The organism is Tritonibacter litoralis (genome assembly GCF_009496005.1).
In the GTDB taxonomy this organism is placed as follows: Bacteria; Pseudomonadota; Alphaproteobacteria; order Rhodobacterales; family Rhodobacteraceae; genus Epibacterium; species Epibacterium litoralis.
Genome location: NZ_WIBF01000001.1, coordinates 472300 through 495837, shown reverse-complemented (window position 1 = coordinate 495837; position 23538 = coordinate 472300). Strand labels below are relative to the sequence as shown.

Annotated in this window: 18 protein-coding genes and 1 tRNA gene; 13 read left to right on the top strand and 6 right to left on the bottom strand. The window is 57.8% G+C overall.

Translation table 11 applies throughout. From position 1 onward, the window contains the following. Positions 1–12 precede the first annotated feature (12 nt). The 6 genes from GFB49_RS02370 (at position 13) to GFB49_RS02345 (ending at position 9367) form a co-directional block, all read left to right on the top strand. Positions 13–453, top strand: coding sequence for a TrgA family protein (locus GFB49_RS02370; RefSeq protein WP_153214185.1), 441 nt, complete (start codon positions 13–15; stop codon positions 451–453). Positions 454–477: 24 nt separating this feature from the next. After that, positions 478–1602: an NUDIX domain-containing protein gene (locus tag GFB49_RS02365; protein ID WP_343032442.1), complete on the top strand. Its 1125-nt coding sequence runs from the start codon at positions 478–480 to the stop codon at positions 1600–1602. A 79-nt stretch (positions 1603–1681) separates the two neighbouring features. Further along, the gene (locus GFB49_RS02360; protein WP_153214545.1) at positions 1682–2716 is read left to right on the top strand and encodes a cysteine synthase A; all 1035 of its coding nucleotides are present in this window, start codon (positions 1682–1684) and stop codon (positions 2714–2716) included. A gap of 17 nt (positions 2717–2733) precedes the next feature. After that, positions 2734–5070 carry a DUF3772 domain-containing protein gene (locus GFB49_RS02355; RefSeq protein ID WP_153214184.1) on the top strand — a complete coding sequence of 779 codons (2337 nt, stop codon included), beginning with the start codon at positions 2734–2736 and terminating at the stop codon, positions 5068–5070. Positions 5071–5231: 161 nt separating this feature from the next. Next, positions 5232–5321 (top strand) — tRNA-Ser (locus tag GFB49_RS02350). Positions 5322–6211: 890 nt separating this feature from the next. Next, positions 6212–9367 carry a Hint domain-containing protein gene (locus GFB49_RS02345; RefSeq protein WP_153214183.1) on the top strand — a complete coding sequence of 1052 codons (3156 nt, stop codon included), beginning with the start codon at positions 6212–6214 and terminating at the stop codon, positions 9365–9367. A gap of 51 nt (positions 9368–9418) precedes the next feature. Here GFB49_RS02345 and GFB49_RS02340 read toward each other — a convergent pair whose 3' ends face one another. The 5 genes from GFB49_RS02340 to GFB49_RS20975 form a co-directional block, all read right to left on the bottom strand. Next, positions 9419–10006, bottom strand: a complete 588-nt coding sequence (locus tag GFB49_RS02340) for a nucleotidyltransferase family protein (protein ID WP_153214182.1) — start codon at positions 10004–10006, stop codon at positions 9419–9421. Further along, positions 10003–11316 (bottom strand): HlyC/CorC family transporter, encoded by a 1314-nt coding sequence (locus GFB49_RS02335; protein WP_153214181.1) that lies wholly within the window; start codon positions 11314–11316, stop codon positions 10003–10005. Before GFB49_RS02335 ends, GFB49_RS02340 begins: the two co-directional genes overlap by 4 nt. 96 nt (positions 11317–11412) lie before the next feature. Further along, positions 11413–12360, bottom strand: coding sequence for a site-specific tyrosine recombinase XerD (locus GFB49_RS02330; protein ID WP_153214180.1), 948 nt, complete (start codon positions 12358–12360; stop codon positions 11413–11415). 2 nt (positions 12361–12362) lie between these two features. Beyond that, positions 12363–13910 (bottom strand): hypothetical protein, encoded by a 1548-nt coding sequence (locus GFB49_RS02325; protein WP_425505176.1) that lies wholly within the window; start codon positions 13908–13910, stop codon positions 12363–12365. Then, positions 13900–14049 (bottom strand): hypothetical protein, encoded by a 150-nt coding sequence (locus tag GFB49_RS20975; protein WP_194269245.1) that lies wholly within the window; start codon positions 14047–14049, stop codon positions 13900–13902. The genes GFB49_RS02325 and GFB49_RS20975 overlap by 11 nt, the downstream gene beginning before the upstream one ends. Positions 14050–14128: 79 nt before the next feature. Between GFB49_RS20975 and GFB49_RS02320 the strand changes: the two genes are divergently transcribed. Both GFB49_RS02320 and aroB read left to right on the top strand, forming a co-directional pair. After that, positions 14129–14716 carry a shikimate kinase gene (locus tag GFB49_RS02320; RefSeq protein WP_153214178.1) on the top strand — a complete coding sequence of 196 codons (588 nt, stop codon included), beginning with the start codon at positions 14129–14131 and terminating at the stop codon, positions 14714–14716. After that, positions 14716–15819: a 3-dehydroquinate synthase gene (aroB, locus tag GFB49_RS02315; protein ID WP_153214177.1), complete on the top strand. Its 1104-nt coding sequence runs from the start codon at positions 14716–14718 to the stop codon at positions 15817–15819. Before GFB49_RS02320 ends, aroB begins: the two co-directional genes overlap by 1 nt. Positions 15820–15842: 23 nt before the next feature. Here aroB and GFB49_RS02310 read toward each other — a convergent pair whose 3' ends face one another. After that, the gene (locus tag GFB49_RS02310; RefSeq protein WP_153214176.1) at positions 15843–16427 is read right to left on the bottom strand and encodes a TetR/AcrR family transcriptional regulator; all 585 of its coding nucleotides are present in this window, start codon (positions 16425–16427) and stop codon (positions 15843–15845) included. Between the two features lie 91 nt (positions 16428–16518). Here GFB49_RS02310 and GFB49_RS02305 point away from each other — a divergent pair, with 91 nt between their 5' ends. The 5 genes from GFB49_RS02305 to hypF all read left to right on the top strand — a co-directional run bounded on the left by GFB49_RS02305 (position 16519) and on the right by hypF (position 23342). Continuing rightward, entirely contained in the window at positions 16519–17148 is a 630-nt protein-coding gene (locus GFB49_RS02305) for an NAD(P)-dependent oxidoreductase (protein ID WP_153214175.1), read from the top strand. Between the two features lie 146 nt (positions 17149–17294). Then, complete coding sequence (locus GFB49_RS02300; RefSeq protein WP_343032465.1) at positions 17295–18632, top strand: sensor histidine kinase; 1338 nt, start codon at positions 17295–17297, stop codon at positions 18630–18632. Then, positions 18629–19621: an NADH-quinone oxidoreductase subunit B family protein gene (locus GFB49_RS02295; protein WP_153214174.1), complete on the top strand. Its 993-nt coding sequence runs from the start codon at positions 18629–18631 to the stop codon at positions 19619–19621. The genes GFB49_RS02300 and GFB49_RS02295 overlap by 4 nt, the downstream gene beginning before the upstream one ends. Then, positions 19618–21048, top strand: a complete 1431-nt coding sequence (locus GFB49_RS02290; protein ID WP_153214173.1) for a nickel-dependent hydrogenase large subunit — start codon at positions 19618–19620, stop codon at positions 21046–21048. Before GFB49_RS02295 ends, GFB49_RS02290 begins: the two co-directional genes overlap by 4 nt. 35 nt (positions 21049–21083) lie before the next feature. Further along, positions 21084–23342, top strand: a complete 2259-nt coding sequence (hypF, locus tag GFB49_RS02285; protein WP_153214172.1) for a carbamoyltransferase HypF — start codon at positions 21084–21086, stop codon at positions 23340–23342. Positions 23343–23538 lie beyond the last annotated feature (196 nt).

The following is a 23538-nucleotide window of genomic DNA, read 5'->3' as shown; positions in this document are numbered from 1 at the left end:
GAAGTTACCCAAATGCCCACTGCCGCCCGATTAGCCGCCGCGTTATTTATGGCTGCGTTGGCATTTGTGGTGTCACTTCAGGTTATGCCACTGATGCCCGAGGGCACAGATTTCGGTTACTTCGTGCATTTTAACGTGGTTCTGGGGTCAATGGTGGGCTGGGTCTACATGGGTGCGCGGGCGGGGCATGGGTTTGTCCCCTCGCTCAACAACGGTTTGACGGGAATGGCCCTTTTGGTGATGGGCGCGCTTTTCGCGCAAGGTGCCTGGGAAATGTTCCGTTTGGCCAACAGATTACGCTATGATGGGCCATTTGAAGCCATTGCAGCGATTTTCACGATTGCCTTGGAGTATTTCTTTGTTATCGCTGTACCAAATGTTTGGGCAACATTGATTGTTGGTGGCTGTTTGGTTGGCATGCTGACCGAACGTGCTGCGCGACGCTGGAGTTAATCTGGGATCAAGGATCCAATTACAGTGATTGATTTGTTTTTTTACGGCACCTTGCGGTCGTTGCCGGTGCTGGAACGTGTTTTGGGACGTCCCGTAGCTCAGCTGAAAACGGCTGAAGCCAATTTGGACGGCTACCAGGTCTATGAGGTGGCGGGGCAACCGTTCCCGACCATCACAGCAGAAGCAGGCGCGCAGGCCACAGGGTTGTTGGTCCATGATCTCGGGCCTGAGGATCTGGATGCGCTTGCGCATTACGAGGCCGGGTTTTCCTGTGATGTGGAAGAATGCCGGGTCACCTTGGCGGATGGCAGCGTCTTGCACGCGCAGATGTTCGTCCCGGACAAAGAGGATTGGACTCTGGGGGCGCTTTGGGATTTTCAGGCCTGGCAGCGGCAATGGGAACCACTTTGCATCCGCGCAACCGAAGAAATCATGGCCTGGAAGGGACGCCGCGCACCTGAACAAATGGCGGCAAGCCTCAATTCGATCCGCAATCGCGCGTCCGCTTGGGTCGCGCTGCAGGCGGGGGAGGAGCATCCTGACCATCCGTTAGAGCGCGATGTGGTGGTGCATGCGCACAAACGCGAATACATCAACTATTTTGCCATGGATGAAATGGACCTGCAGTATCGTCGTTTTGATGGAACGATGAGCGAGGTGATCAATCGCGGGTCCTTTCTGGTTGGGCGGGCCTCGGCTGTTTTGCCTTATGACCCGTGGAGGGATGAGGTGCTGTTGATCCAGCAATTCCGCGCCGCGGTCTACATCGCGGGCGATCGTCGCCCCTGGCTGTGGGAGGCGGTGGCCGGTGTGGTGGACCCCGGCGAATCTCCGGAAGAGGCAGCCATTCGAGAATCCAAAGAGGAGGCAGGCATCCGTGTACAGCAATTGGAACGGGTTTCTGAAATTTTTCCGTCCTCCGGATCATCGGGTGAATTTGTTTACTTGTACGTGGGTGTCGGCAGCTTTGAGCGGATCGCCCAAGGGGGAGGATTGGACTGCGAGGGCGAGGATATTCGTCACCGCGTTCTGGGTTTCCAAGAGTTCATGGACGGAATTGACGCGGGCGCCTATCGGGATGGCCCTTTGGTGACCTGCGCCTTGTGGCTGGCACGGCACCGCGAACGGCTGCAGCAGCAATCGAAATGACCTAATCCCTTGAGGTTCCTGCCTTGTGAAGCCGGGTTGGCTTCGCTACATCAGGGAGGGAATGATCGAAAGGGAAACCATGCGCATTGCACGCGACTTGGCCGATGCCATTGGCCACACGCCACTTATCCGTTTGAACCGTGTCAGCGACGAGACCGGATGTGAGATCCTGGGCAAGGCCGAGTTCATGAACCCCGGCCAGTCGGTCAAAGACCGCGCCGCGCTTTACATCATCAAAGACGCAATTGCGCGTGGTGATCTGAAGCCGGGCGGCACCATTGTGGAAGGCACTGCCGGCAACACCGGTATTGGCCTTGCGCTTGTTGGTGCGTCGATGGGGTTCAAAACCGTGATCGTGATCCCGGAAACCCAGTCGCAAGAGAAAAAAGACATGTTGCGGCTTGCGGGCGCGCAATTGGTGCAGGTGCCTGCGGCCCCTTACAAGAATCCCAACAACTATGTGCGCTATTCTGAACGTTTGGCCAATGAGCTGGCCAAGACAGAGCCAAACGGCGCGATCTGGGCGAACCAGTTCGACAATGTGGCAAACCGTCAGGCGCATGTGGAAACCACAGCCCCTGAGATCTGGGAACAGACCGGCGGCAAAGTGGACGGGTTCACCTGTGCAGTCGGTTCAGGCGGCACACTGGCAGGCGTGGCCGAAGTTCTGCAGCCCAAAGGTGTCAAGGTTGCGCTGTCTGACCCGCTGGGTGCTGCGCTTTACTCGTTCTACACCACCGGTGAGCTGGCCTCGGAAGGTTCCTCCATCACCGAAGGCATCGGCCAGGGCCGGATCACCAAGAACCTGGAAGGGTTCACACCGGATTTCTCTTACCAGATCCCGGATGCAGAGGCGCTGCCTTATGTGTTTGATCTGCTGCATGACGAAGGTCTGGTGCTGGGTGGTTCTTCTGGGATCAACATCGCGGGTGCCGTGCGCATGGCCAAGGAAATGGGCCCCGGCCACACCATTGTGACGATCCTTTGCGACTATGGAACACGCTATCAGTCAAAACTGTTCAACCCGGACTTCCTGCGTGACAAGCAGCTGCCCGTGCCTGATTGGATGACCCACGCGCCGTCCTCGATCCCTGGTGTGTTTGAAGACGTATGAGCGGTGGATTGACCCACATGTTAAAATTTTTCCTGAGGCTGATCGTAATGGTCAGCCTTTGTGTTTCTGTACAGGTCACCCTTGCAGCCGCACAAACCACGGACGAGGGCCGCGCCTATTATCAGGCCTGGCTGAAAACCGCAGATCGCGCCGAACAGGTGATCGACGCCAAGCGCGCGTCAACGGTGTCGCTGGAACAACTCAGACTGGATCTGGCCAGTTATCGCGATCGCTTCCGCGAAGAGCAGTCCAAGAACGGCGAACGTATTGTCACGCTTCAGGCGCAGTTGGATGCCTTGGGCGAGGCTCCTGCTGAGGGCGAAAGTGAGCCCGAAGACCTGGCAACCCTGCGCGCGCGCCTGACCCAGCAGCTGTTGGACCTCCGCGTGCCGCGTATCGTGTCCGAAGAAGCCTTTCGCCGGGCGGACGGGTTGATCAATGAGGTCGACAAGATCATCCGGGACCGGCGTAAGACAGTGTTGCTGCAGCGGGGCGCCACACCGCTGAACCCCGAAAACTGGACCGATGCTTTGGCCAGCCTGGCCTCGGCCAGCTATTCCATGTGGAATGAAACGGCCCAGCAGGTCGCGCAGGAAACCACGTTGCGCAAGATTGAAGGTAACTGGCCGACGCTGCTGGTGCTTTTGGCGATTGGTGGTGCGTTGCTTCTGCGCGGTCGCGCCATTTCGTTGAAGACGGCCGCTTATGTCCGCCGACATGCCCTGCAAAGCACGGCCATCTGGGAGTTTTGCGTCTCCCTGTGGCAGGTGATCCTGCCCTATGCTGGGATTGTTCTGATTGTCACTGCGATCAAGATGGCAAACCTGGTGGGCGTGCGCGGGTCCCTGTTGATTGATGGGGTACCACGTTGGGCGCTGATCCTTTTGGCCTTTCACTGGCTGGGCGGGCGACTTTATGCGCGACGCGATGAAAACCCCTTGTTCCCGGTCGATCCCAAGAACGCCGCGGCCACCTGGCTGGTGGTGGATCTGTTAGCGGTCATTTTGGTCGCCAAAGAGATGCTGAGCACGCTGGAGGATTTCATCTTCTTCTCCGAAGGTGCGCTGGCCGTTGTCCGGTTTCCCCTGATCCTCATGGCGGCCCTGTTGATGCTGCGCCTGCACCGGATTGGCAAACAACAACGCAGTGACGCACCGGACTCTGAGGGAGACGAAGGCGCGCTGGTTGTTGGGGTCAATGGCATTATCCAAACAGTGCGACGTGTGGCCTATCTCTTTGGCTTCCTGTCACCGGTTTTGGCGGCAGCGGGTTACATCAATGCGGCAGAAGCGCTGATTTACCCCTCGATCCTGACACTGGCGTTGATTGCGACACTTCTGGTGCTGCAGCGGTTCCTGGTCGATGTTTATGGCTTCTTCAGCAAACAAAACCGCGAGACCGCCTCTGACAGCCTGGTGGCCGTTCTGCTGGGCTTTCTGCTGGTTTTGCTCAGCGCACCATTGTTTGCGTTGATCTGGGGCGCACGACAGGCGGATCTGTTGGAATTGTTGAACAAGCTGCGCAATGGCTTTCAGGTTGGCGATGTGTCCATCTCCCCAACCGCGTTCCTCAGCTTTGCGGTGATCTTTGCCATCGGCTATATGGTCACTCGCATCGTCCAAAGCAGTCTGCGCACCTCGCTCTTGCCCAAGACGCGGCTGGATCCGGGCGGGCAGAACGCAATTGTCTCCGGCACGGGGTATATCGGGATCTTCCTGGCCGCTGTGGTGGCTATTTCTGCGGCGGGGCTTGATCTGTCTTCGCTGGCCATCGTGGCGGGTGCCTTGTCGGTTGGTATCGGTTTTGGCCTTCAGACGATTGTGTCGAACTTTGTCTCTGGCATCATCTTGTTGATCGAACGCCCGATCTCCAAAGGGGACTGGATCGAGGTCGGCGGCATGATGGGCTATGTGCGCGATATTTCGGTACGTTCGACGCGGATTGAAACCTTTGACCGGACTGATGTGATTGTTCCGAACTCGGATCTGATTACTGGGACCGTCACTAACTTTACCCGCGGCAACACCGTGGGGCGGGTGATCGTGTCGGTTGGTGTGGCCTATGGCACCGATCCGCGCCTGGTCGAAGGCATCCTGTTTGATATTGCCAATGCCCACCCGATGGTTCTGGCCAAACCCGCGCCCAGCGTGGTGTTCCAGGGCTTTGGCGCGGACAGTTTGGATTTCGAGATCCGCGCGATCCTGCGCGACGTCAACTGGATGCTGTCCGTGAAATCCGACATCAACTACGAGATCGAAAAGCAGTTCCGCAAGAAGGGGATCGAGATTCCCTTTGCCCAACGCGACTTGTGGATTCGCAATCCCGAAGCGCTGCGCGGGGCGTCTGACGCCTAAACAGAGAGCTGAGAGTGACACGCAGAGGGCCCGATATTCACAGTGTCGGGCCCTTTCTTTGTGGGGAGAAAAAGCCTCGCAAAAAACAGTCACATTTCAGCAAAGAAAATCGGTTTTCGCTCTTGCAATCCCCTCTGTAATCAAAGATATATCCGCCTCACGGAGAGGTGGCCGAGTGGTCGAAGGCGCACGCCTGGAAAGTGTGTAGGCGGGAAACCGTCTCCAGGGTTCGAATCCCTGTCTCTCCGCCATTTTACCTTTCTTTAGAAAAACGACCTGACCAATTCATCAAACGATGGAGTGTTTGCAGCTGTTCAATAGCCGATTTCACAAGGGTATCAGGTGTGGTCTGCGGCGGTCGGTGTGTGGATGATGGTCCGTGTTCCGCTCTTTCGCTTGTTGAGTGCACAGGGGATTGAGCCGGGATGAAGCCACCCGCTCAGGAAAGGGCGTGTCGCAAAGGCAAATGAGCAACTCTCGACACGGTGCCAACAGAGAACGAAGCGCGGTCAGGGGAGTCCATTCACATAAATGTAAATTCGGCGAATCATGTTCAACTCACGCTTTGTTCGAAATGAAGACACATTGGCCAAGTATTTGAAGCGGTTGTTGCCGAAATTTGGATATTCAAAAAACAGCAACAAATTTCAGCGAGCGTCGGAGACCAACTCCCGCTTTGGGTGTGTGTGTTTACCGTTTTGGTACAATTTCCAAAAAAATAGCGAGTTTTGTTGGTTTGGGCCGGAATTGTTTCATATTTAGAAACGAAGTTTACGTAACTTTACCACTTAAGACCGATTTAGAGGTTGTCCCGCGCTTGGTACGATCACACCTGTACGAAAGTTAAGAAAGATTAACCTTTGTTGCAGCGCAGGTGAGCTTTAAAAGGAATGTTGCCCTTGGGGGGGTGAAAACCTGTGATGTGCGACGCGGTGGCGTCGCCGTACGTGCGATACAAACGCAGCGGGAACTGCATTTGTATACGTAAGACCTGTAAAGGTAATCGGCTATGCCGTTACCTTCGGTGATCGTCAGGCTATCTCATCTCCTAGAATGGATTTTTTACGACGTTTTGGTCATGCCTGGAACGTCGCGATGTTTAGGTACGGTTTGGCGCTTGTGCGTCGAAAAGGAGAACGTGATGGCGGATAATTTTGATAACCCGTATGCCGCAAATCTCATTGGTTTGTGGGATTTTCGGAACGGGTTTGAAAATGACGACACTGGCCTTGGTGACGGGATCGCACAGGATGGTGCCGCCGCCGGTGGTGGTGTTTTCGCCAGTGACCAGTTCTTTGGTGACGGTTTTGGCGCACGGTTTGATGTCGATGATGGCGATGACCAGGAATTCGACCTGACTGCAGGGTCGATTGTAACATCGTTTAACCTGAACACTTTGGATGGGACACAAACCGTTGTCAGCCGTGGTTTGGCCGGCGCTGATGGGTCCGATCCTGAACAGTTCGAAATCCGCGTGACCGAAGATGGGCGCGTGCAAGTGTTTCATGCCGAGGGGGGCGAAACCGCGCTTCTGACAACGGATCCCGGTTTCCTGGATGCGGGTGATCAGGTCAAAGTCATCTATTCTTGGACACCGGACGGCGTAAAGGCGGTGTTTGAGAACACAACCGATGGAACCAGCACCACGGCCTCGGATGATACGGTCAGCTTGGATTTGGATATCACCAGCCCCAGCGAGCAAAGCTTTGCCATTGGTGCGCGCGAAACCACAGAAGGCATATACGATCAGAACCTGTCAGGTGGTATCGATTATGTCGCAGTCTTGGATGACGATGTTATCGCCGAGGGGCTGGATGGGATCGTTGAAGGCACCGAAGGCGGTGACCTGATCGACGAAAGTTACCTGGGGGATCCCGAAGGCGATCGCATTGACGCCGGGGATGCAATCAACCCTGCAGATGGCCCGGATGATGATCTGGTCCAGGCCGGCGGCGGTGATGACACCGTTCTGGCGGGCGAGGGTGACGACACCGTCCACGGCGGCGGCGGTAACGACAGTATCGAAGGCGGCACCGGTGACGATGTTTTGCATGGTGACAGCAACGTGCCGGGGGCGACCACAAGCCCTGGCCGCGAAGTGTTCCGTTGGGACGAAGCACCAGATCCAGACGACGGCGGGCAAGTTGACAGCCGCGACGATCTGAGTGGTGGTTTCAGCCAAGACACCGGTTCGGTCACTGTTGAGTTTTCGGTGCTGAACCAGGATGCCAATGTCGACACAGAGTTTTCTAACGTCACCAACCATGTGACGGGTATCAACTCGGGCGGGGGCACCGTTGACACCGGGAGCTCGCTGAGCTCCCTGACCAATGGTCGCGGCAATGAGGCAGAGTATCGTCTGGATTTCTCTGGCCCGGTTGAAGATGTCTCTTTCCGGATTAACGACATTGACGGCGGCGGCGTCGTGCGTGTCACCGCGTTTGACGCGGATGGTAACCCGGTTGAAGTCAATATCGGCGGTGGGCCAAACCTGACCCTGGCAGACACGGATACGGTGCCGGGGGATGATACAGCCATTTCCGATGGCGCTTACTCCAGCACCGATGATCCGAGCTATTCCTTGTTGGTGAATATTCCGGGGCCCGTTTCCCGGATCGAAATTGAACACGAACAGGATGGCGGCAACTCTGGTATTCAGGTCACTGACGTCTATTTTGACCCGATTGTTGATGTGCCGGTCACGGATCCAGGTAATGACACCATCGATGGCGGTGACGGCGACGATATTATCATTGCCGGGGATGGCGATGACTCTGTCATCGGGGGCGATGGCTCTGACAGCGTGTCTGGCGATGATGGCGATGACGTCATTGATACCTCTGGCAACGGACCTGCACCGCTGCCGGATCGCGGATTTGATGGCTATACCGGGACAACACCCGATATTCCTGCGGTTCCTGCGGATGCAGATCCAGAGGATGACCGCGACACGGTCGACGGTGGCGCGGGTGATGACACCATTACCACGGGCGATGATGCTGACCTGATCACAGGGGGTGACGGTCTGGACGTGATCGATGGCGGCATTGATGACGACACCATCGATGGCGGTGACGACGCGGATGAGATCACCGGAGGCGAAGGTTCGGACAGTCTCCTGGGCGGCGAAGGCGATGACACCATTTATGGCGGCCTGGACCCGGTTTTCCCGGATGGGCTGAACATCACCGACGATGGCTCTGATGGCCGTCCCGTGGACCCTGATCCAACCAATGGTATGGACACCATTGACGGCGGCGCAGGCAACGATCTGATCTTTGGTCAGGACGATGACGACAGCATCGACGGCGGCACAGGCAATGATACGATCGATGCGGGCATCGACGACGACACCGTTGTTGGCGGTGAAGGCGACGATAGCATCCTTGGTGGTCAGGGCGCGGATGATCTGTCCGGTGGTCTGGGCGAAGATACCATCGATCTGGGCACTGACGGTCAGGCGGATACGGCCACGGGTGGTTTGAACTCTGACCTCTTTACCGGTGCGGGCGTTGGCGACGATATCGTCGGTGGCGAAGATCCGGATGGCTCGGACGTCGACGTGTTGGACCTGCGCGGCACTGCGGAACCGGGAGGCTCGATCAGCGTTGATTTCACGCCGGGGGATGCCGAAAGCGGTACGGTCTCTTACTTTGATGCCGATGGCGTGTTGACTGGTACGGCGACCTTCTCGGAAATCGAAAACGTCATTCCGTGTTTTACGCCGGGTACATTGATCGCAACTCCCGAAGGCGAACGCCGGGTTGAGGATCTGCAGGTGGGTGACCGGGTGATCACCCGTGACAATGGCATCCAAGAGATCCGCTGGTTCGGCCAGCGCCACATGACTGGCGCAGAACTGTCAGAGAATGCCAAGCTGCAGCCGATCCTGATCCGTCAAGGCGCGTTGGGCAATGGCCTGCCAGAGCGGGATATGATGGTGTCGCCCAACCACCGCGTGTTGGTGGCCAATGACAAGACCGCGCTCTATTTTGAGGATCGCGAGGTTTTGGTGGCTGCAAAACATCTGGTTGGTCTGGAAGGCGTCGACGCGGTTGAAGCGGACAGTGTGACCTATATCCACTTTATGTTCGACCAGCATGAGGTTGTCTTGTCCGATGGGTCCTGGACCGAGAGCTTCCAGCCGGGGGATCAAACCCTGCGCGGACTGGACAGCGCCCAACGTGCAGAGATCTTTGCACTGTTCCCCGAGCTTAAGTCCGAGACCGGACGTGAGGCTTATGTGGCGGCGCGTCGCTCGCTCAAGAAACATGAGGCGCGACTGCTGGTTCACTAAGCCCAGCGCCAAGAATGTGCAAAAGCGGGTCGCCTGTGCGGCCCGCTTTTTCTATGGATCTAACGATGCGCGCCAGTGCGCCCAGGCTTCGGGCGTGTCTAGGTCCACAAGGGCGCGTTGACCAGGCAGGGGCACAGGGGTGACCGGCTCAGATTTCAAAACGGACCGGGCCCCGTGGTCGCCATGCAGGCGCGTCAATTGCGGGAACAGGCGTTTGGGAAACAAAACGGGATGTCCGGGCCTGCCATCTGCGGCTGCGGCCCGCGCGATGTTTTCCTGGTCCGGATCAAAAGCCGCTGCGACGCTCAGAAGGTCTGATGTCTCAACCTCTGGCATATCGCCGGGCAGGATCATCACGGCGCGCGTTGCGTCTGGCAGGGCGGCAACACCCCGGCGGATCGATGCGCTCATCCCCTCGGATGCATCGGGCACAGGCACTGGTTTTGCCGCGTCGATCAGCCCTACACGGGGGTGATCCAGATCCGGCAGGGTCACAAGAACATCGAGCCCAGTTGCCGCCGCGCGGGCGCAAATGCAGGTCAGCAAAGGCTGGCCCTGAACCTGTTCAAACATTTTGTCCCCGCCCCGCATGCGCGCGGATCGCCCGGCCGCAAGGATTAGGACGGCGATGCCGCTCATTTCAGGGGGCGTATCTTGAGCCCTGTGACCCGGTTGCCTTCGCGGGAGGTGACCTCAAACCGGAACCCATGAAAGGAAAACACCTGACCGGTGGTTGGGATCATCTGCGCCTCATGGATCACCAGGCCCGCTATTGTGTTGGCTTCGTCATCCGGCAGGGACCAGTCCGTGGCCCGGTTCAAATCGCGAATGGTGGTTGCCCCTTCCACCAGGAAATGGCCATCTTCGCTTTTGATCGCGACCTTCTCGGCGTCTGGGTCAAACTCATCGGTGATCTCGCCTACGATCTCTTCCAGAATGTCTTCCAGCGTTATCAGTCCGCGCAGCGCGCCATATTCATCCACCACCAGCGCAAAATGCGACCGTTGATGCAGGAACTGGCGCATCTGATCATCCAGGGATGTGGTTTCGGGTACAAAATACGGCGGCTTGGCCACATCGGTGATCTGAAAGTTTTTCAACACGGTGCTGTCGCCATCCGCCGCGCTGACCAGAGCATAGAGCTGGCGCGACAGATCTTTGGCATGAACCACGCCGATGATGTTTTCAGGCTCATCCTTATAGACCGGCAGACGGGTATGGCGGCTTTCCAGACATTGGGTCAGGATCGCTTCGGGTTCATCATCGGCGTTGATCATCTCGATGTTGGACCGGTGCAGCATGATCTCTTCCACCAGACGTTCCGACAGATCCAACGCTCCCAGGATCCGGTCGCGGTCTTCCTTCTCAACCAAGCCTTCGGAGTGCCCCAGATTCAGCGCGCCCTCGATCTCTTCACGCACCGCCATAATATGGCTGTCGGGGTCAATTTTGACGCCAAAGATGCGCAGAACACCGCGCACAAAAAAGCGCACCGCTCCGACAATGGGCGCAAGCACCGTGACCAAAAAGCCAATGATGGGCGCTACGGTCGAGGCTGCTTTTTCTGCGTTCGAGATGGCATAGGTCTTGGGCAGAACTTCCGCGAAGATCAAAACCAACAGGGTCATAACCAGTGTTGCCAGCGCGACGCCGCTTTCCCCAAATGCCCGGGTAAAAAGGGCGGTCGCCATGGACGCGGCAAGGATGTTGACCAGGTTGTTGCCCAACAGGACCGAGCCGATCAGCCGTTCGTTGTCTTCGGTGATGGTCAACGCCTGCTGCGCACCGCGCGACCCTTTGTCGGCCTGGACCCGCAGTTTCCCACGAGAGGCTGCGGTCAGGGCCGTCTCTGAGCCAGAGAAGAAGCCCGACAGGACCAAGAGCAACAAGATACCCCCTGAGGTGATCCAGAAGGTGCTGTCAAAACTTGAAATATCAGAAATGTCCATCGGTTACGCCCTGCCATTCTTTGATGTGGTTATGGGCATCCTCCCCGGTTCGATCAAGGGTTCGTGGCCAAGATCCTGGTAATGCGGCTTATTGGTTCATTCACTCTCAGCCTGCGCCAGCGGGTGGTGGTCGTGAACCAGCTCTTCCAGCTGTGAGCGCAGGACATGTGTGTAGATCTCAGTTGTGGCGATATCGGCATGGCCCAACATGACTTGGATGGCGCGCAGATCCGCGCCGTTGGCCAGCAAATGTGTCGCAAAGGCATGGCGCAGGGTATGGGGTGTCACCTTATCCGGAGAGACGCCACCGGCCACGGCCAGCTCTTTGACCAGCAAATAGAACCTGTGGCGGGTCAGATGGCCATCCTTGCCACGCGACGGGAACAGAAAGCGGGAAATCGGCTTGCCCTTGGCCTGCGCCGCTTCTTCGGCCGCGTCCCGGGCGGTGATCCAGGCCGCAAGCGCCGTGCGCGCGGTTGAAGACAGGGGAACCAGCCGTTCTTTGCTGCCTTTGCCCAGAACCAACAGCATCTGCGGATTGCCCCGTGCGCTGGCCACGGGCAGGGACACCAGCTCGCTCACCCGCATGCCGGTGGCATAAAGAAGTTCCAACAGGCAGGTATTGCGCAGCCGATCCGTTTGGTTGCGGCCCGTGGCGCGTGCGGCCTCCAGCAATTGGTCGACTTCGCCCACGTCCAGTGTTTTGGGCAGCCGTTTGGAACGCCCGGGGCCTTTGATCTGGATCGCCGGATTGTCACTGCGCCAGCCTTCCTCAAAGGCGAAGCGATAGATTTGTTTGATCGCGGACAACCGCCGGGCGCGGGTAGATTGCGACAGGCCCTGTGCATCACAGGACATCAGGTATTCTTCGATGTGGCTGCGGTCCGCATCCGCAAAACTGAAACCGCGCGTTTGCAGCCATCCGGCAACATCCCGCAGATCCCGGCCATAGGCCAGCAATGTGTTGCGCGCGGCTCCGATTTCAGCGGCCTGCGCCTCCAGAAAAAGGGAGATCCAGTCCAAAGACGTGGGGGGCACAGGCATAGTCATCGCTCCAAAATCGCCAGCTGCAGGGCTGCACGGCGCGCGGTGTCTTCCAACCCAACCAGGCGGAAGGTGGCCAAGGCGCTGCTTAGCGCGGACCAATTGCCATCACTTCCCTGATCAAACAAGACCATAGCTTGCAAAATCGCCTCTCCCAAACGGCCGCTTTCGATCTTCTGACGCAAATGGGTGGGCACTTCGGTTTGGGGAGCATCGGCGGCAAAGGCGCGAGAAATCGCCCCTTGCACCGGTGTCAGCGCAGGTTGGGCCTCCGCAGCGACATCTTTGCCCATGGCAACTGCGGTCAGAAAATCATTATTGGCGCCGCCACTGGGGGGCAATAGGGCTGCCAGCTCATATTCAGGTGCCAAAAGGCGCACGCGCCAAGCCAGCTCGGCGGCAGATCCTGTCAGGTTAAACTGTGTCAACGCATCTGCAAACAGCTCAGCAAATCCGGTTTCGATCCCGGATTGTTTTACAGCCACCCAAGCGGTCGGCAGAGTTTTGGCAACGGCTTCTGAACTTCCGGATTTAAGAGCTGTTTCAAAGCGTTGTAGGGCAGAGACCCGATCCCATACACCGCCGGAGGCTGCCGGTTTGCGTTCGCTGAACAGACCCAACAGCTGGTTGGGGTGAAGCGCGCCGATGTGCACCAGCCGCTCTGCCGCCTCAAGCTGTGCTTTCCATCCGGCGATGTCGCGCAAATCTGCGGCAGCAAAGGCGCGTGGAAGATTTGTGGTCGGCAGCGGCTCACCAATCGATTCAAACAAGCGAAAGGTCAGCGGGCGCACAGTGTCAGGCGCAGACGGCGGCGGGGCAAATTCAAAGACATCGGGGTTCAGAAACCGGTCCAACAGGTTCAGCTCAGCCTCGGGCAACAGGTTCAGCGTATGCGCGCTTTCCAACAACAGGGCGGCGGTTGTCCAATCACCCAGACGGGCGTCACAGAAAATCCTCTCGGCATAGCTTGGTGCCAAGTGCGGCATGCGCAGCAGCGCAGCGCAGGCGCGATCTTCGTCCCCAGTCAACAAGCTTGCGTCAAACCAACGTTGAAACCGCGCCGGGCTTTGAGTTGGGCCAGCCTGTTCGGCGAGGGCCTGAGCCGGATCCGTAGCACCCAGATCCATCAGACGATCAAGGCGCGCCAACAGCAGCTGATCGTCGTCTTCTTCCGGAGCGCGGGCTTCGGACAGCAACAGCGTGAACAGCAGCGACTGCATGGCCGGGCTGTCGGTGACACGCACTGTGGCCAATAGGCGGGTCAAATCCTCAGGACTGCTGCCGCTCCACAGATCCATCGGCAATCCGGTGGCCGCAGCCGAGACCAGGCCGATGGGCTGAGGCAAGGACTTCAAGGGCTTAACTGTTATCTCGGGACGCCGTGCGGTTTTGGTCACCGGCGGTTCCAGCAAAATCGTTTCTGGCAAAGTGGTGGACTGCGGCTCAGGCGTCAGCCAGTCAATCGCGGCCAGCGGCTGTTGGGCATGCGTTGCCTCGCCCAGCAGGCTGACTGTTGTCGCCATGGTCACGAGGACCGGTCTAATCTGCATCCAAAATCACCGGTTTGCGCACCTCTGTTGTAGGGGCCGCGAAATCAGCGCCAAACCACGGCCCGATATATGCGTAGCCGACCAGCGCGATGCCTGCCAAAATGACCAAATAAAACAAATATTTGAATATACGCCCCATGGTGTGCTCTGCCTGTTTCTCTATCTTTTCTAAAAGTTATATATGGCCTTTTGACGAATATCACGTCATTCACAGAAGAATGAGCGAAAAAGAGCACAAACAAGCGCTTGCAGAAGCAGCGCAAAGCCCCAAGCTGCACAAGACGGTTGTCATGGTCGGCATGATGGGCGCCGGCAAGACTGCGGTGGGGCGGGCTTTGGCCCAACGTCTTGGTGTGCCGTTTCTGGACAGCGACCATGAGATCGAGACCGCCGCCAATATGAGCATCCCCGAGATCTTTGAACGCCATGGTGAGGCGTTTTTCCGTGAGAAAGAGCGGATGGTGATCCGGCGGTTGTTGGAAGAAGAGCGCGGTGTGCTGTCAACCGGTGGCGGTGCCTTTTTGGCAGAAGAAAACCGTCGCAATATCTCGAATTTTGGCGTTGCTGTCTGCTTGCAGGCGGATCTTGAGGTGCTGTGGAACCGGGTGCGCCACCGCGATACACGGCCGTTGCTGCGCACCGCGGATCCATTTGCGACATTGCGCGACCTCTATGAAAAACGGGTGCCGTTGTATCAACAAGCAGATGTGTCTGTTGTGTCAGACGGCAGCAGCACAATCGAAGATATGGTTGACCGGGTCTTGGAAGCGCTGCGCGCCCGCCCGGATGTATTGGAATGGAAGTGATGGAACAGACAGTTCATGTCGAATTGGGCGAACGATCTTATGATGTCAGTGTTGGCCCTGGTTTGATCCCTGAGGCAGGCGCGCGGATTCTGCCGTTGTTGCGCCGCCCAAAGGTTGCGGTGATCACCGACGAAACGGTGGCCCGTTTGCATCTGGATGCCTTGCGCGCGGGGCTTGCCGCAGCCGGTGTGGAAATGGAGGCGCTGGCGCTGCCCGAGGGGGAAAGCACCAAAGGTTGGCCCCAGTTTACGCGGGCTGTTGAATGGCTCTTGGACAAAAAGGTCGAACGCAACGATGTGGTCATTGCCTTTGGCGGTGGTGTGATTGGCGATTTGGTGGGTTTTGCTGCGGCTGTTCTGCGTCGCGGGGTGCGCTTTGTTCAGATTCCCACCAGCCTTTTGGCTCAGGTGGACAGTTCGGTCGGCGGCAAAACGGGCATCAACACGTCGCACGGGAAAAACCTGGTGGGATCGTTTCACCAACCGTCGCTGGTTCTGGCTGACACCGAAGTGCTGGGCACTTTGGAAGCGCGCGATTTTTTGGCAGGCTATGGCGAAGTGGTCAAATATGGCCTGCTGGGGGATGCAGAGTTTTTCAATTGGCTGGAGGTCAATGGTCCGGCTCTTGCCGCAGGCGACATGGACAAGCGGGTTGAGGCGGTGACGCGGTCTGTCCAGATGAAGGCCGACATCGTCGCACGGGATGAGACAGAGCAGGGCGACCGGGCGCTGTTGAACCTGGGGCATACCTTCTGCCACGCGTTAGAGGCCGCAACCGGATACTCGGACCGGCTGAAACACGGCGAAGGGGTCGCCATTGGCTGTGCGCTGGCGTTTGAGCTTTCGGCGCGATTGGGGCTGTGCAGCCAAGAAGCCCCCAGTCGTGTGCGGGCGCATTTGAAGGACATGCAAATGATGACCGACATCCGCGACATCCCCGGTGATCTGCCCGACGCCGAAGCCCTGGTTGATCTTATGGCGCAGGACAAAAAAGTGGTCGACGGTCAGCTGCGGTTTATCCTGGCGCGCAGCATCGGCAACAGTTTTGTAACGGCCGATGTGCCGCGGGATGCCGTCGCGCAGGTTGTCAAAGACGCGATGTAAAGGTTTGATAAACGTGGGTTCCTTTAGGTAAGGAACCCACGTTTTGCCAGCCACCACATATCGGCGATATACGCCTCGGTGCTGAAATCCGGCGCCTGCTTCAATTGCTCCCACCCTTGAAAAGACATCGCTGACCACAAAAGATTTGTGGCGCTGTCAACGGTCCAACCGGGGGCTAGATCTCCTTCTGCCTCGATCTGTTCAAAGGTTGTGCGAATCTCATCGCGCAGCGCGTCCATACGTTCGTTCCAAGCCGCGCTGGCCTCGGGATCCGTCGCCCGCAGCGCCAACAGCGCCCGCGCCATGCCTTGGATGATTTCCATCTGATTGGCCCAGAACGTTATCAATTCACGCAGCTTGTCCCGTCCGGTTTCGGCCTGTCGATAAGGTTCAAGACGTGCGCCAATATTCTGTTCTTCATCAATAAATTTTGTTGTCGCAATCAAAAGATCAGCGCGGTTTTCAAAATGTAGATACAGCGCCTGACGTGACACGCCGGCGGTCTTGGCAATGTCCGACATACGGACCCCTTTGCCCAGGTTGGCTTCGGTGAGCTGCCAGCAGGCAGTCAGGATTTTTGAGCGGGTATCATTTTTTTCACTTGACATGATGTCAATCAATCACAATGTTTACAGCATGTCAATTGACACTGTGTAAATTTACATGCTGTCAAGTTTTGGAGAAGAAAGGAAAGCGACGATGAAAGTGATTGTATTTGGGGCAACCGGTAGCCTTGGACGACATATTGTAAGAAGCCTGCTCGCCCATGGACACAAAGTAACAGGGTTTTCCCGCAGCGGGGTGTGGCCCGATGGCATAGGCGGCAATGATGCGCGGATGTTGCGCGGGGATGTTTTGAACGCCGGGCAAGTCGCGGCCGCGATCGAAGGGCAGGACGCCGTGATCTGTGCCTTGGGGGCCGGGATGAAGGGGGAAATTCGCACAATGGGAACAGAAACCATCATCGCGGGCATGCAAGAATCTGGTGTTAAGCGATTGATTTGCTTGTCTTCTCTGGGGGTGGGTGACAGCGCGCCAGTGTTGAATTTCTGGTGGCGGCGTATCATGTTTGGCCTGCTCTTGCGCGCTGCCTTTGCGGACCACCACACGCAGGAAGATCTTGTAAAAACCTCCGGTCTGGACTGGACCATTGTACGCCCCGGAGCCTTTCAGGATGGTGATCCGCTGGGCACATATCACGTCGGAGATTTGCGGGAAAAACGCGGTCAGCTGTCGCTGAAAATGCGGCGCGCGGATGTGGCGGACTTTATGGTGCGCCAGATCGACAACGCCACCTTTCTGCACCAAGCGCCGAGCCTGTCATATTGATTGTCAGAGGCAGTCAAACCGCGAAGATGAACGAATGCAGGTAACGCCCTGATAAACGGGCGTTACCATAGGGGCAAAAGCGAAGGTTCTCTGTAAGGTTTTGCTTTTGGTGGAAAATGTCTTAGGCTTTGCCTTGGGTCGTGCAGATCCGTCCCGGAGGTAGAGCCATCGAAAACTCACTCGATCTTGGAGAAGAAGCATGGAACGACGTCCTTCAGGCCGTCGACAAAACCTATGCGGAGATGATCGACTATCAGGAGCAACTGGAAGCGCGCAACGCAGAGATGTTGCAGCTTCGGTCGTTCCTGTCATCGGTCATGGCTTCGATCAGTGACTATCTGGTGGTGACTTCAAAGGATCGCAGTATGGCCGAGGTCAGCGCCTCGTTTTCGGCGGTGGTGGGGCTGACACCGGATCAGCTGATTGGCTGCGATATCGTGGATTTCGTCACGGAAGAGCACAAACAGATATTGCTGGACGGGTTGGCAGAGGTTGGTGCTCTCAAACAGGAGGTAACCTTTGAAGCCAATCTGCGCACACCGTCGGGCGCGGAACCTGTGGAATTCAAACTGGCACCGCGACTGGATAAGCGTCGCCGGGTCACGGGATTTGTTCTAACTGGTCGGCCTTTGGGGGTCCTGCGGCGGGCGTTTTCCAAGCTGGAACAAAGCCACGAGGATTTAAAACAGGCCCAGATGCAACTGGTGCGAAACGAAAAACTGGCCTCTCTGGGTCGGTTGCTGGCCGGTGTTGCACATGAGCTGAACAATCCAATCAGCTTTGTTTATGCCAATACCCATGCGCTTGAAAAATATCTGGATCGTTTCGAAACCTATTTCGATCAGGTGCAGGCTGGTGCGGCGCGGGAAGATTTGATCGAACTGCGAAAAACTCTGAAATTAGACCGTGATCTCAGGAACTTGCGAACTGCAATTGAAGGTGCGCGTGATGGCTCCGAACGGGTGCGCAGCATTGTCGAAGACCTTCGGCGCTTGTCGGCCGACGGATCGGGCGATTTTGCACCGTTTGATCTGACGGATACGGCGCGTGTCGCTGCGGAATGGGTCAAGCGCGGGACAAAATCCGAAATTCGCATCATGTTCAAAGGCGAAGCCCGGTGTATCGCTCTAGGGCGTCCGGGGCACGTGCAACAGGTTGTCATGAACCTTGTTCAAAATGCTGTTGATGCGATGAATGGCTACGAAACACTTGATAATACTTTGGAAATAACCATGGATCTCACTTATTGTGAAGGTCGCGCCATGCTTACGGTCTGTGACAATGGGCCGGGGATTGCGGATGAACTGCGCAGTGCCATATTCGATCCGTTCTTCACGACAAAACCAGTGGGGGATGGAACCGGGCTTGGACTTTCGATTTCCCACAAGATCGCAGAGGAACACGGTGGAACGCTCACGCTGTTGCCGCAAACTGAACGCGGGGCCTGTTTCCGTTTGGATCTGCCACGAGGAGAGACTCTTTGAATATTCTCTGGTTGCAATCTGCGGGATGTGGCGGCTGCACCATGTCTCTTTTATGCGCCGAAAGCCCGAATGTGCTGGATCTCCTGTCGGGGGCGGGGTTGTCGTTTCTGTGGCACCCCTCGCTGAGTGTTGAGACCGGCGCCGAAGTGCGCCGCCTGCTGAACAATATCGAGACGGGTGAGCGGTCTCTGGATATTCTTTGTGTCGAGGGTGCTGTGACCCGCGGACCCAACGGCACGGGCAAGTTTCACATGCTGGGGGGGACGGGGCGCAGTATGCTCGATTGGGTGCAAAGTCTGGCACCGCTCGCGCAGCATGTGGTGGCCGTTGGCACCTGTGCAGCCTTTGGAGGGGTCAGCTCGGCTGGTGAAAATGTAACGGACGCCTCTGGCCTGCAATATGAAGGCACGCATCAAGGCGGGGTGCTGCCAGCGGACTTCAAAAGCAGATCCGGGTTGCCGGTGATCAATGTTGCAGGCTGCCCGACCCACCCGGATTGGGTGACAGAGACGTTGATGATGCTGGCCGCCGGAGAGATGCGGGCCAGCAGTCTGGACGGCTTTGCCCGCCCGCGATTTTACGCGGATACGCTGATCCACCATGCGTGTCCCAAGAATGAGTTTTATGAATATAAGGCCAGTGCCACCAAACTGTCCGAGATCGGCTGCATGATGGAGCATCTGGGCTGCGTTGGAACCCAGGCCGTGGGGGATTGCAACATTCGGGGCTGGAACGGAGCCGGCAGTTGCACGCGTGCAGGCTATCCATGTATCAACTGTACCGCCCCCGAGTTCGAAGAGCCCGGCCATAAATTCACTGAAACGCCAAAGTTCGGCGGCATTCCGGTGGGCTTGCCCAGCGATATGCCCAAAGCCTGGTTTATGGCACTGGCGTCCTTGTCCAAGGCGGCAACACCAAAACGGATCGGTGCCAATGCGACCTCTGACCGAATTAAAGTCCCGCCTACACTGAAAGCACCAAAATCATGACCAAAACTTCCCTGTTGGTGGGGCCGTTTAACCGGGTTGAAGGCGATTTGGAGATCCGGCTTGAGGTAAGTGAGGGTCATGTCAGCGCGGCCTATGTGAATTCGCCACTGTTTCGCGGGTTCGAGCGGATCCTGCAGGGCAAAGACCCAATTGATGCGCTGACCATCACGCCACGGATCTGCGGCATTTGTTCCATCAGCCAATCAGCGGCTGCGGCGCGGGCATTGGCAGATGTCGCAGGGGCTGAGCCTGCGCCCGAGGGGGAGAAAGTTGCCGCTCTTCTGCATGCGGTGGAAAATCTCGCGGATCATCTGACGCATTTCAATCTCTTCTTTATGCCGGATTTTGCCCGCCCGGATTACGCCAAGCGCCCATGGCACGACCGTGCAGTTGCCCGGTTTACGGCGTTACAGGGCTCTGGTTTGCGGGCCGCGACCGAGGCGCGCGCGCAGCTTTTCCATATCGTCGGGCTTTTGGGGGGCAAGTGGCCGCATACTTTGGCCATTCAACCCGGAGGGGCCACGCGGGCGCCCAGTCTTCGGGACAAGATCCGGATTGCGGCGGATCTCAAGACTTTTCGTCACTACCTCGAAGAACATCTGTTTGGTGCCCCGGTGGAAGACTTTGCAGCGTTGTCCTCGGCGGAGGCTCTGGAAAACTGGCGCACCGGCGACATCGGGCTGTTTCTGGAGATTGCTGCGGAGCTTGACCTGAATTCATCGGGTGTTGGACAGGCGCGATATCTGTCCTACGGCGCTTACCCAACTGCGGATGGGCATATGTTTGCCCCAGGTCTGTGGGAGCAGGGGCAGCTTGTGCCCTTGGCCCTGGACAACCTTCAGGAAGATCTGAGCCATGCCTGGATGCTGGGGGAGGCCGCCCATCCGACGCAAGGAATGACCGTGCCGGATGAAACCATGCGCGAGGAGGCCTATAGCTGGTGCAAGGCACCGCGCCTGGGTGGGGAAGTCTACGAAACCGGTGCTTTGGCACGGCAGGTGATTGACGGCCACCCGTTGGCACGTGCTCTGGCAGATGAAAACGGTGTCCACGCGCGCGTGGTCGGGCGCATGCTGGAAATCGCTCTGACCCAAATCGCGGTAGAGGCGCTTGTGCAGGGCATTCAGCCAGAGGCCGCGTTTATGCGTGATGTGACCCTGCCAAAGGAGGGTGAGGGGATCGGGCTGGTGGAAGCCGCGCGCGGCAGTCTGGGTCATTGGCTGCGGATCGAAGGAGGTAAAATTTCCTCCTATCAGATCATCGCACCAACCACCTGGAATTTCAGTCCGCGCGACAGCCGGGGGGTGCCAGGTCCGGTTGAGGCTGCCTTGGTTGGCGCGCCGGTTGCCGAAGGGGAAGAGACACCGCTGAGCGTTCAACATATCGTGCGCAGCTTTGATCCGTGCATGGTTTGCACGGTTCACTGAGGGCGGGCTTTGCATCGCTGCACTGGGAGGCGTGAATGGAGAACGGACGTTCAATCCGCGTGCGGGGACAGGTTCAAGGTGTTGGCTTTCGTCCCTTTGTCTGGACTTTGGCTCGGCGTTTGGGTCTGCGGGGACATGTGCTGAATGACCCAGAAGGTGTCTTGATCCATGCCGTCGGCGCAGATCTGGATGGGTTCGAGGCCGCTTTGATCGCAGAAGCACCACCGCTTGCACGGGTCGATGCGGTGGAAAGCCATACGCTTCAGGGGGATTTTGGCCCAGATTTCCGGATTGCTGCCTCCACCGGGACGGGGGCTGAAACGCGCGTGACCCCCGATGCTGCCACATGTCCGGCCTGTCTGGCTGAGATCCGTGACCCCAAAGAACGGCGGTTTGGCTATGCCTTTGCCAATTGCACCCATTGTGGCCCGCGGTTCACCATTCTCAAGGCGTTGCCCTACGACCGTGAAAAAACAACCATGGCCCCTTTTGTGCTGTGCTCTGATTGCCGGTCTGACTATGAGGATCCCGCCGACCGACGGTTTCATGCGCAGCCCGTCGCCTGCCCGGAGTGTGGGCCCAAGCTCTGGATCGAGCCGCGAACCGATTTGGACCCCATCGCAGAAGCCACGCGCCATCTAAAAGCCGGGCGGGTATTGGCCATCAAGGGCTTGGGCGGGTTTCACCTGGCTGTGGACGCCCGCAATGCAGAAGCGATTGACCTGTTGCGCCGCCGGAAGCACCGGCCCAGCAAGCCCTTTGCCCTGATGGGGGCGCTGGATGTGGTTTGTGAATATGCCGCCCCTACCGAACAGGAACGCGACCTGCTTTGCAGTTCTGCGGCGCCGATCGTTTTGTTGGAACGAATTGGCGCTGCACTGCCCGATGGTATTGCGCCGGGGCAGGTGACGCTGGGGTGGATGTTGCCCTATACGCCGCTGCATCACATTCTGCTGGACGCTTTTGATGGCCCCTTGGTCATGACCTCTGGCAACCTGTCGGGAGAGCCGCAGGTCATCGACAATGAGGAAGCAAGGGAGAAACTCGGCGGTTTTGCAGATGCGTTCCTGATGCATGATCGAGAGATCGCCCGACGGCTGGATGACAGTGTGGAGCGGATCACCTCGCAGGGGCCCATGGTGCTGCGACGGGCGCGCGGGCGGGTGCCGGGAACCTTGCCGCTTCCGCCGGGATTTGAAGAGGCTCCGCAGGTTGCCGCCTTTGGCGGGCAGATGAAGGGCGCGATTTGCCTGATCAAAAATGGCCAGGCGCTGTTGGGTCACCATTTGGGAGAGCTGGACGATGCGCTGACCTATGACGCTTTCCTGCAAGCAGATGCGGATTACGCGGATCTGTTTGATCATCGCCCCGAGGTTGTGGCGGTCGATTTGCACCCCGAATATCGCGCCACCAAACATGGTCAGGCGCGGGCAGACCAAGACGGGCTGCGCCTTGAGCGTGTGCAGCACCACCACGCGCATCTTGCCTCGTGTCTGGCTGAGAATGGCTGGCCTCTGGATGGGGGCAAGGTGGCCGGGATCATCCTTGACGGGACCGGGCTTGGCGATGACGGAACGCTTTGGGGTGGGGAGGTTTTGCTTGGCGATTATCGTGGATTCGAGCGACGGGCGTGGCTGAAGCCGGCGCCGTTGATTGGCGGCGATATGGCCGCGCGGGAGCCTTGGCGCAACGCGTTGGTCCGGCTGGATCAGGCGGGGTTGTCCGATTGGGCCGATGAGCTGTTCGCGAACAAGCCATTGGCCATGGCGCGGATGGCGGCAGAGCGTGGCGTGAATGCGCCGATGTCGTCCAGCGCCGGGCGGCTGTTTGATGCGGTGGCGGCGATCCTTGGACACTGCGCGGATGGTCAGAGCTATGAGGGGGAGGCGGCTATGAGCCTTGAGGCTTTGGCACGGACGTCTTCAGGGTTGCGTCGCGATAGCCTGGCGATTGGGGTTCCTGTGGCGTCAATGATAGATGGGGCCTTGGACCCGTCGGAAATGATCCGCCATTTGATCACCATGCGCAAAGCGGGAGCTGAACTCGCCGATCTGGCCTTTGCGTTTCATCTTTGGCTTGCCCGGTGTTTTGAGGGGGCCGTGACGACTGCCATAGCCAAGACAGAGGCCAAGGCGGTTGTTTTGTCTGGTGGATGCTTTCAGAACGCTTTGTTGCTGGAATTAATGGTTGGATCGCTGCATCAACATGATGTCCTGTTGCATCGCCAAACCCCCGCCAATGATGGTGGTTTGGCCTTAGGGCAGGCGGTGGTTGCGGCGGCGCGCCATATTTAACAGCCGGAAAGCCATTGACCGGATATTCTGGAAGCCGGTTATCCACTGGCCGGCGCGTTTGCGATGGCTGCGCCGATTTTATCCGATAAGGTTATGATATTTAATGTGGAAATTTCATATGTGCCTCTTTTGGCTTTGAAATTGCTTTAGCTGTCTCTGGGCTGGTCTGATGTATGCAACGGAATGCGATAGCTGC

What these genes read in the sequence shown, in the direction of transcription:
- GFB49_RS02340 (WP_153214182.1), bottom strand. Translation starts at nt 10,006, where the DNA reads ATGAGCGGCATCGCCGTCCTAATCCTTGCGGCCGGGCGATCCGCGCGC.
- GFB49_RS02320 (WP_153214178.1), top strand. Translation starts at nt 14,129, where the DNA reads ATGAGCGAAAAAGAGCACAAACAAGCGCTTGCAGAAGCAGCGCAAAGC.
- GFB49_RS02330 (WP_153214180.1), bottom strand. Translation starts at nt 12,360, where the DNA reads ATGCCTGTGCCCCCCACGTCTTTGGACTGGATCTCCCTTTTTCTGGAG.
- hypF (WP_153214172.1), top strand. Translation starts at nt 21,084, where the DNA reads ATGGAGAACGGACGTTCAATCCGCGTGCGGGGACAGGTTCAAGGTGTT.
- GFB49_RS02345 (WP_153214183.1), top strand. Translation starts at nt 6,212, where the DNA reads ATGGCGGATAATTTTGATAACCCGTATGCCGCAAATCTCATTGGTTTG.
- GFB49_RS02290 (WP_153214173.1), top strand. Translation starts at nt 19,618, where the DNA reads ATGACCAAAACTTCCCTGTTGGTGGGGCCGTTTAACCGGGTTGAAGGC.
- GFB49_RS02355 (WP_153214184.1), top strand. Translation starts at nt 2,734, where the DNA reads ATGTTAAAATTTTTCCTGAGGCTGATCGTAATGGTCAGCCTTTGTGTT.
- GFB49_RS02325 (WP_425505176.1), bottom strand. Translation starts at nt 13,910, where the DNA reads ATGCAGATTAGACCGGTCCTCGTGACCATGGCGACAACAGTCAGCCTG.
- GFB49_RS02310 (WP_153214176.1), bottom strand. Translation starts at nt 16,427, where the DNA reads ATGTCAAGTGAAAAAAATGATACCCGCTCAAAAATCCTGACTGCCTGC.
- GFB49_RS02335 (WP_153214181.1), bottom strand. Translation starts at nt 11,316, where the DNA reads ATGGACATTTCTGATATTTCAAGTTTTGACAGCACCTTCTGGATCACC.
- aroB (WP_153214177.1), top strand. Translation starts at nt 14,716, where the DNA reads ATGGAACAGACAGTTCATGTCGAATTGGGCGAACGATCTTATGATGTC.
- GFB49_RS02360 (WP_153214545.1), top strand. Translation starts at nt 1,682, where the DNA reads ATGCGCATTGCACGCGACTTGGCCGATGCCATTGGCCACACGCCACTT.
- GFB49_RS02370 (WP_153214185.1), top strand. Translation starts at nt 13, where the DNA reads ATGCCCACTGCCGCCCGATTAGCCGCCGCGTTATTTATGGCTGCGTTG.
- GFB49_RS20975 (WP_194269245.1), bottom strand. Translation starts at nt 14,049, where the DNA reads ATGGGGCGTATATTCAAATATTTGTTTTATTTGGTCATTTTGGCAGGC.
- GFB49_RS02305 (WP_153214175.1), top strand. Translation starts at nt 16,519, where the DNA reads ATGAAAGTGATTGTATTTGGGGCAACCGGTAGCCTTGGACGACATATT.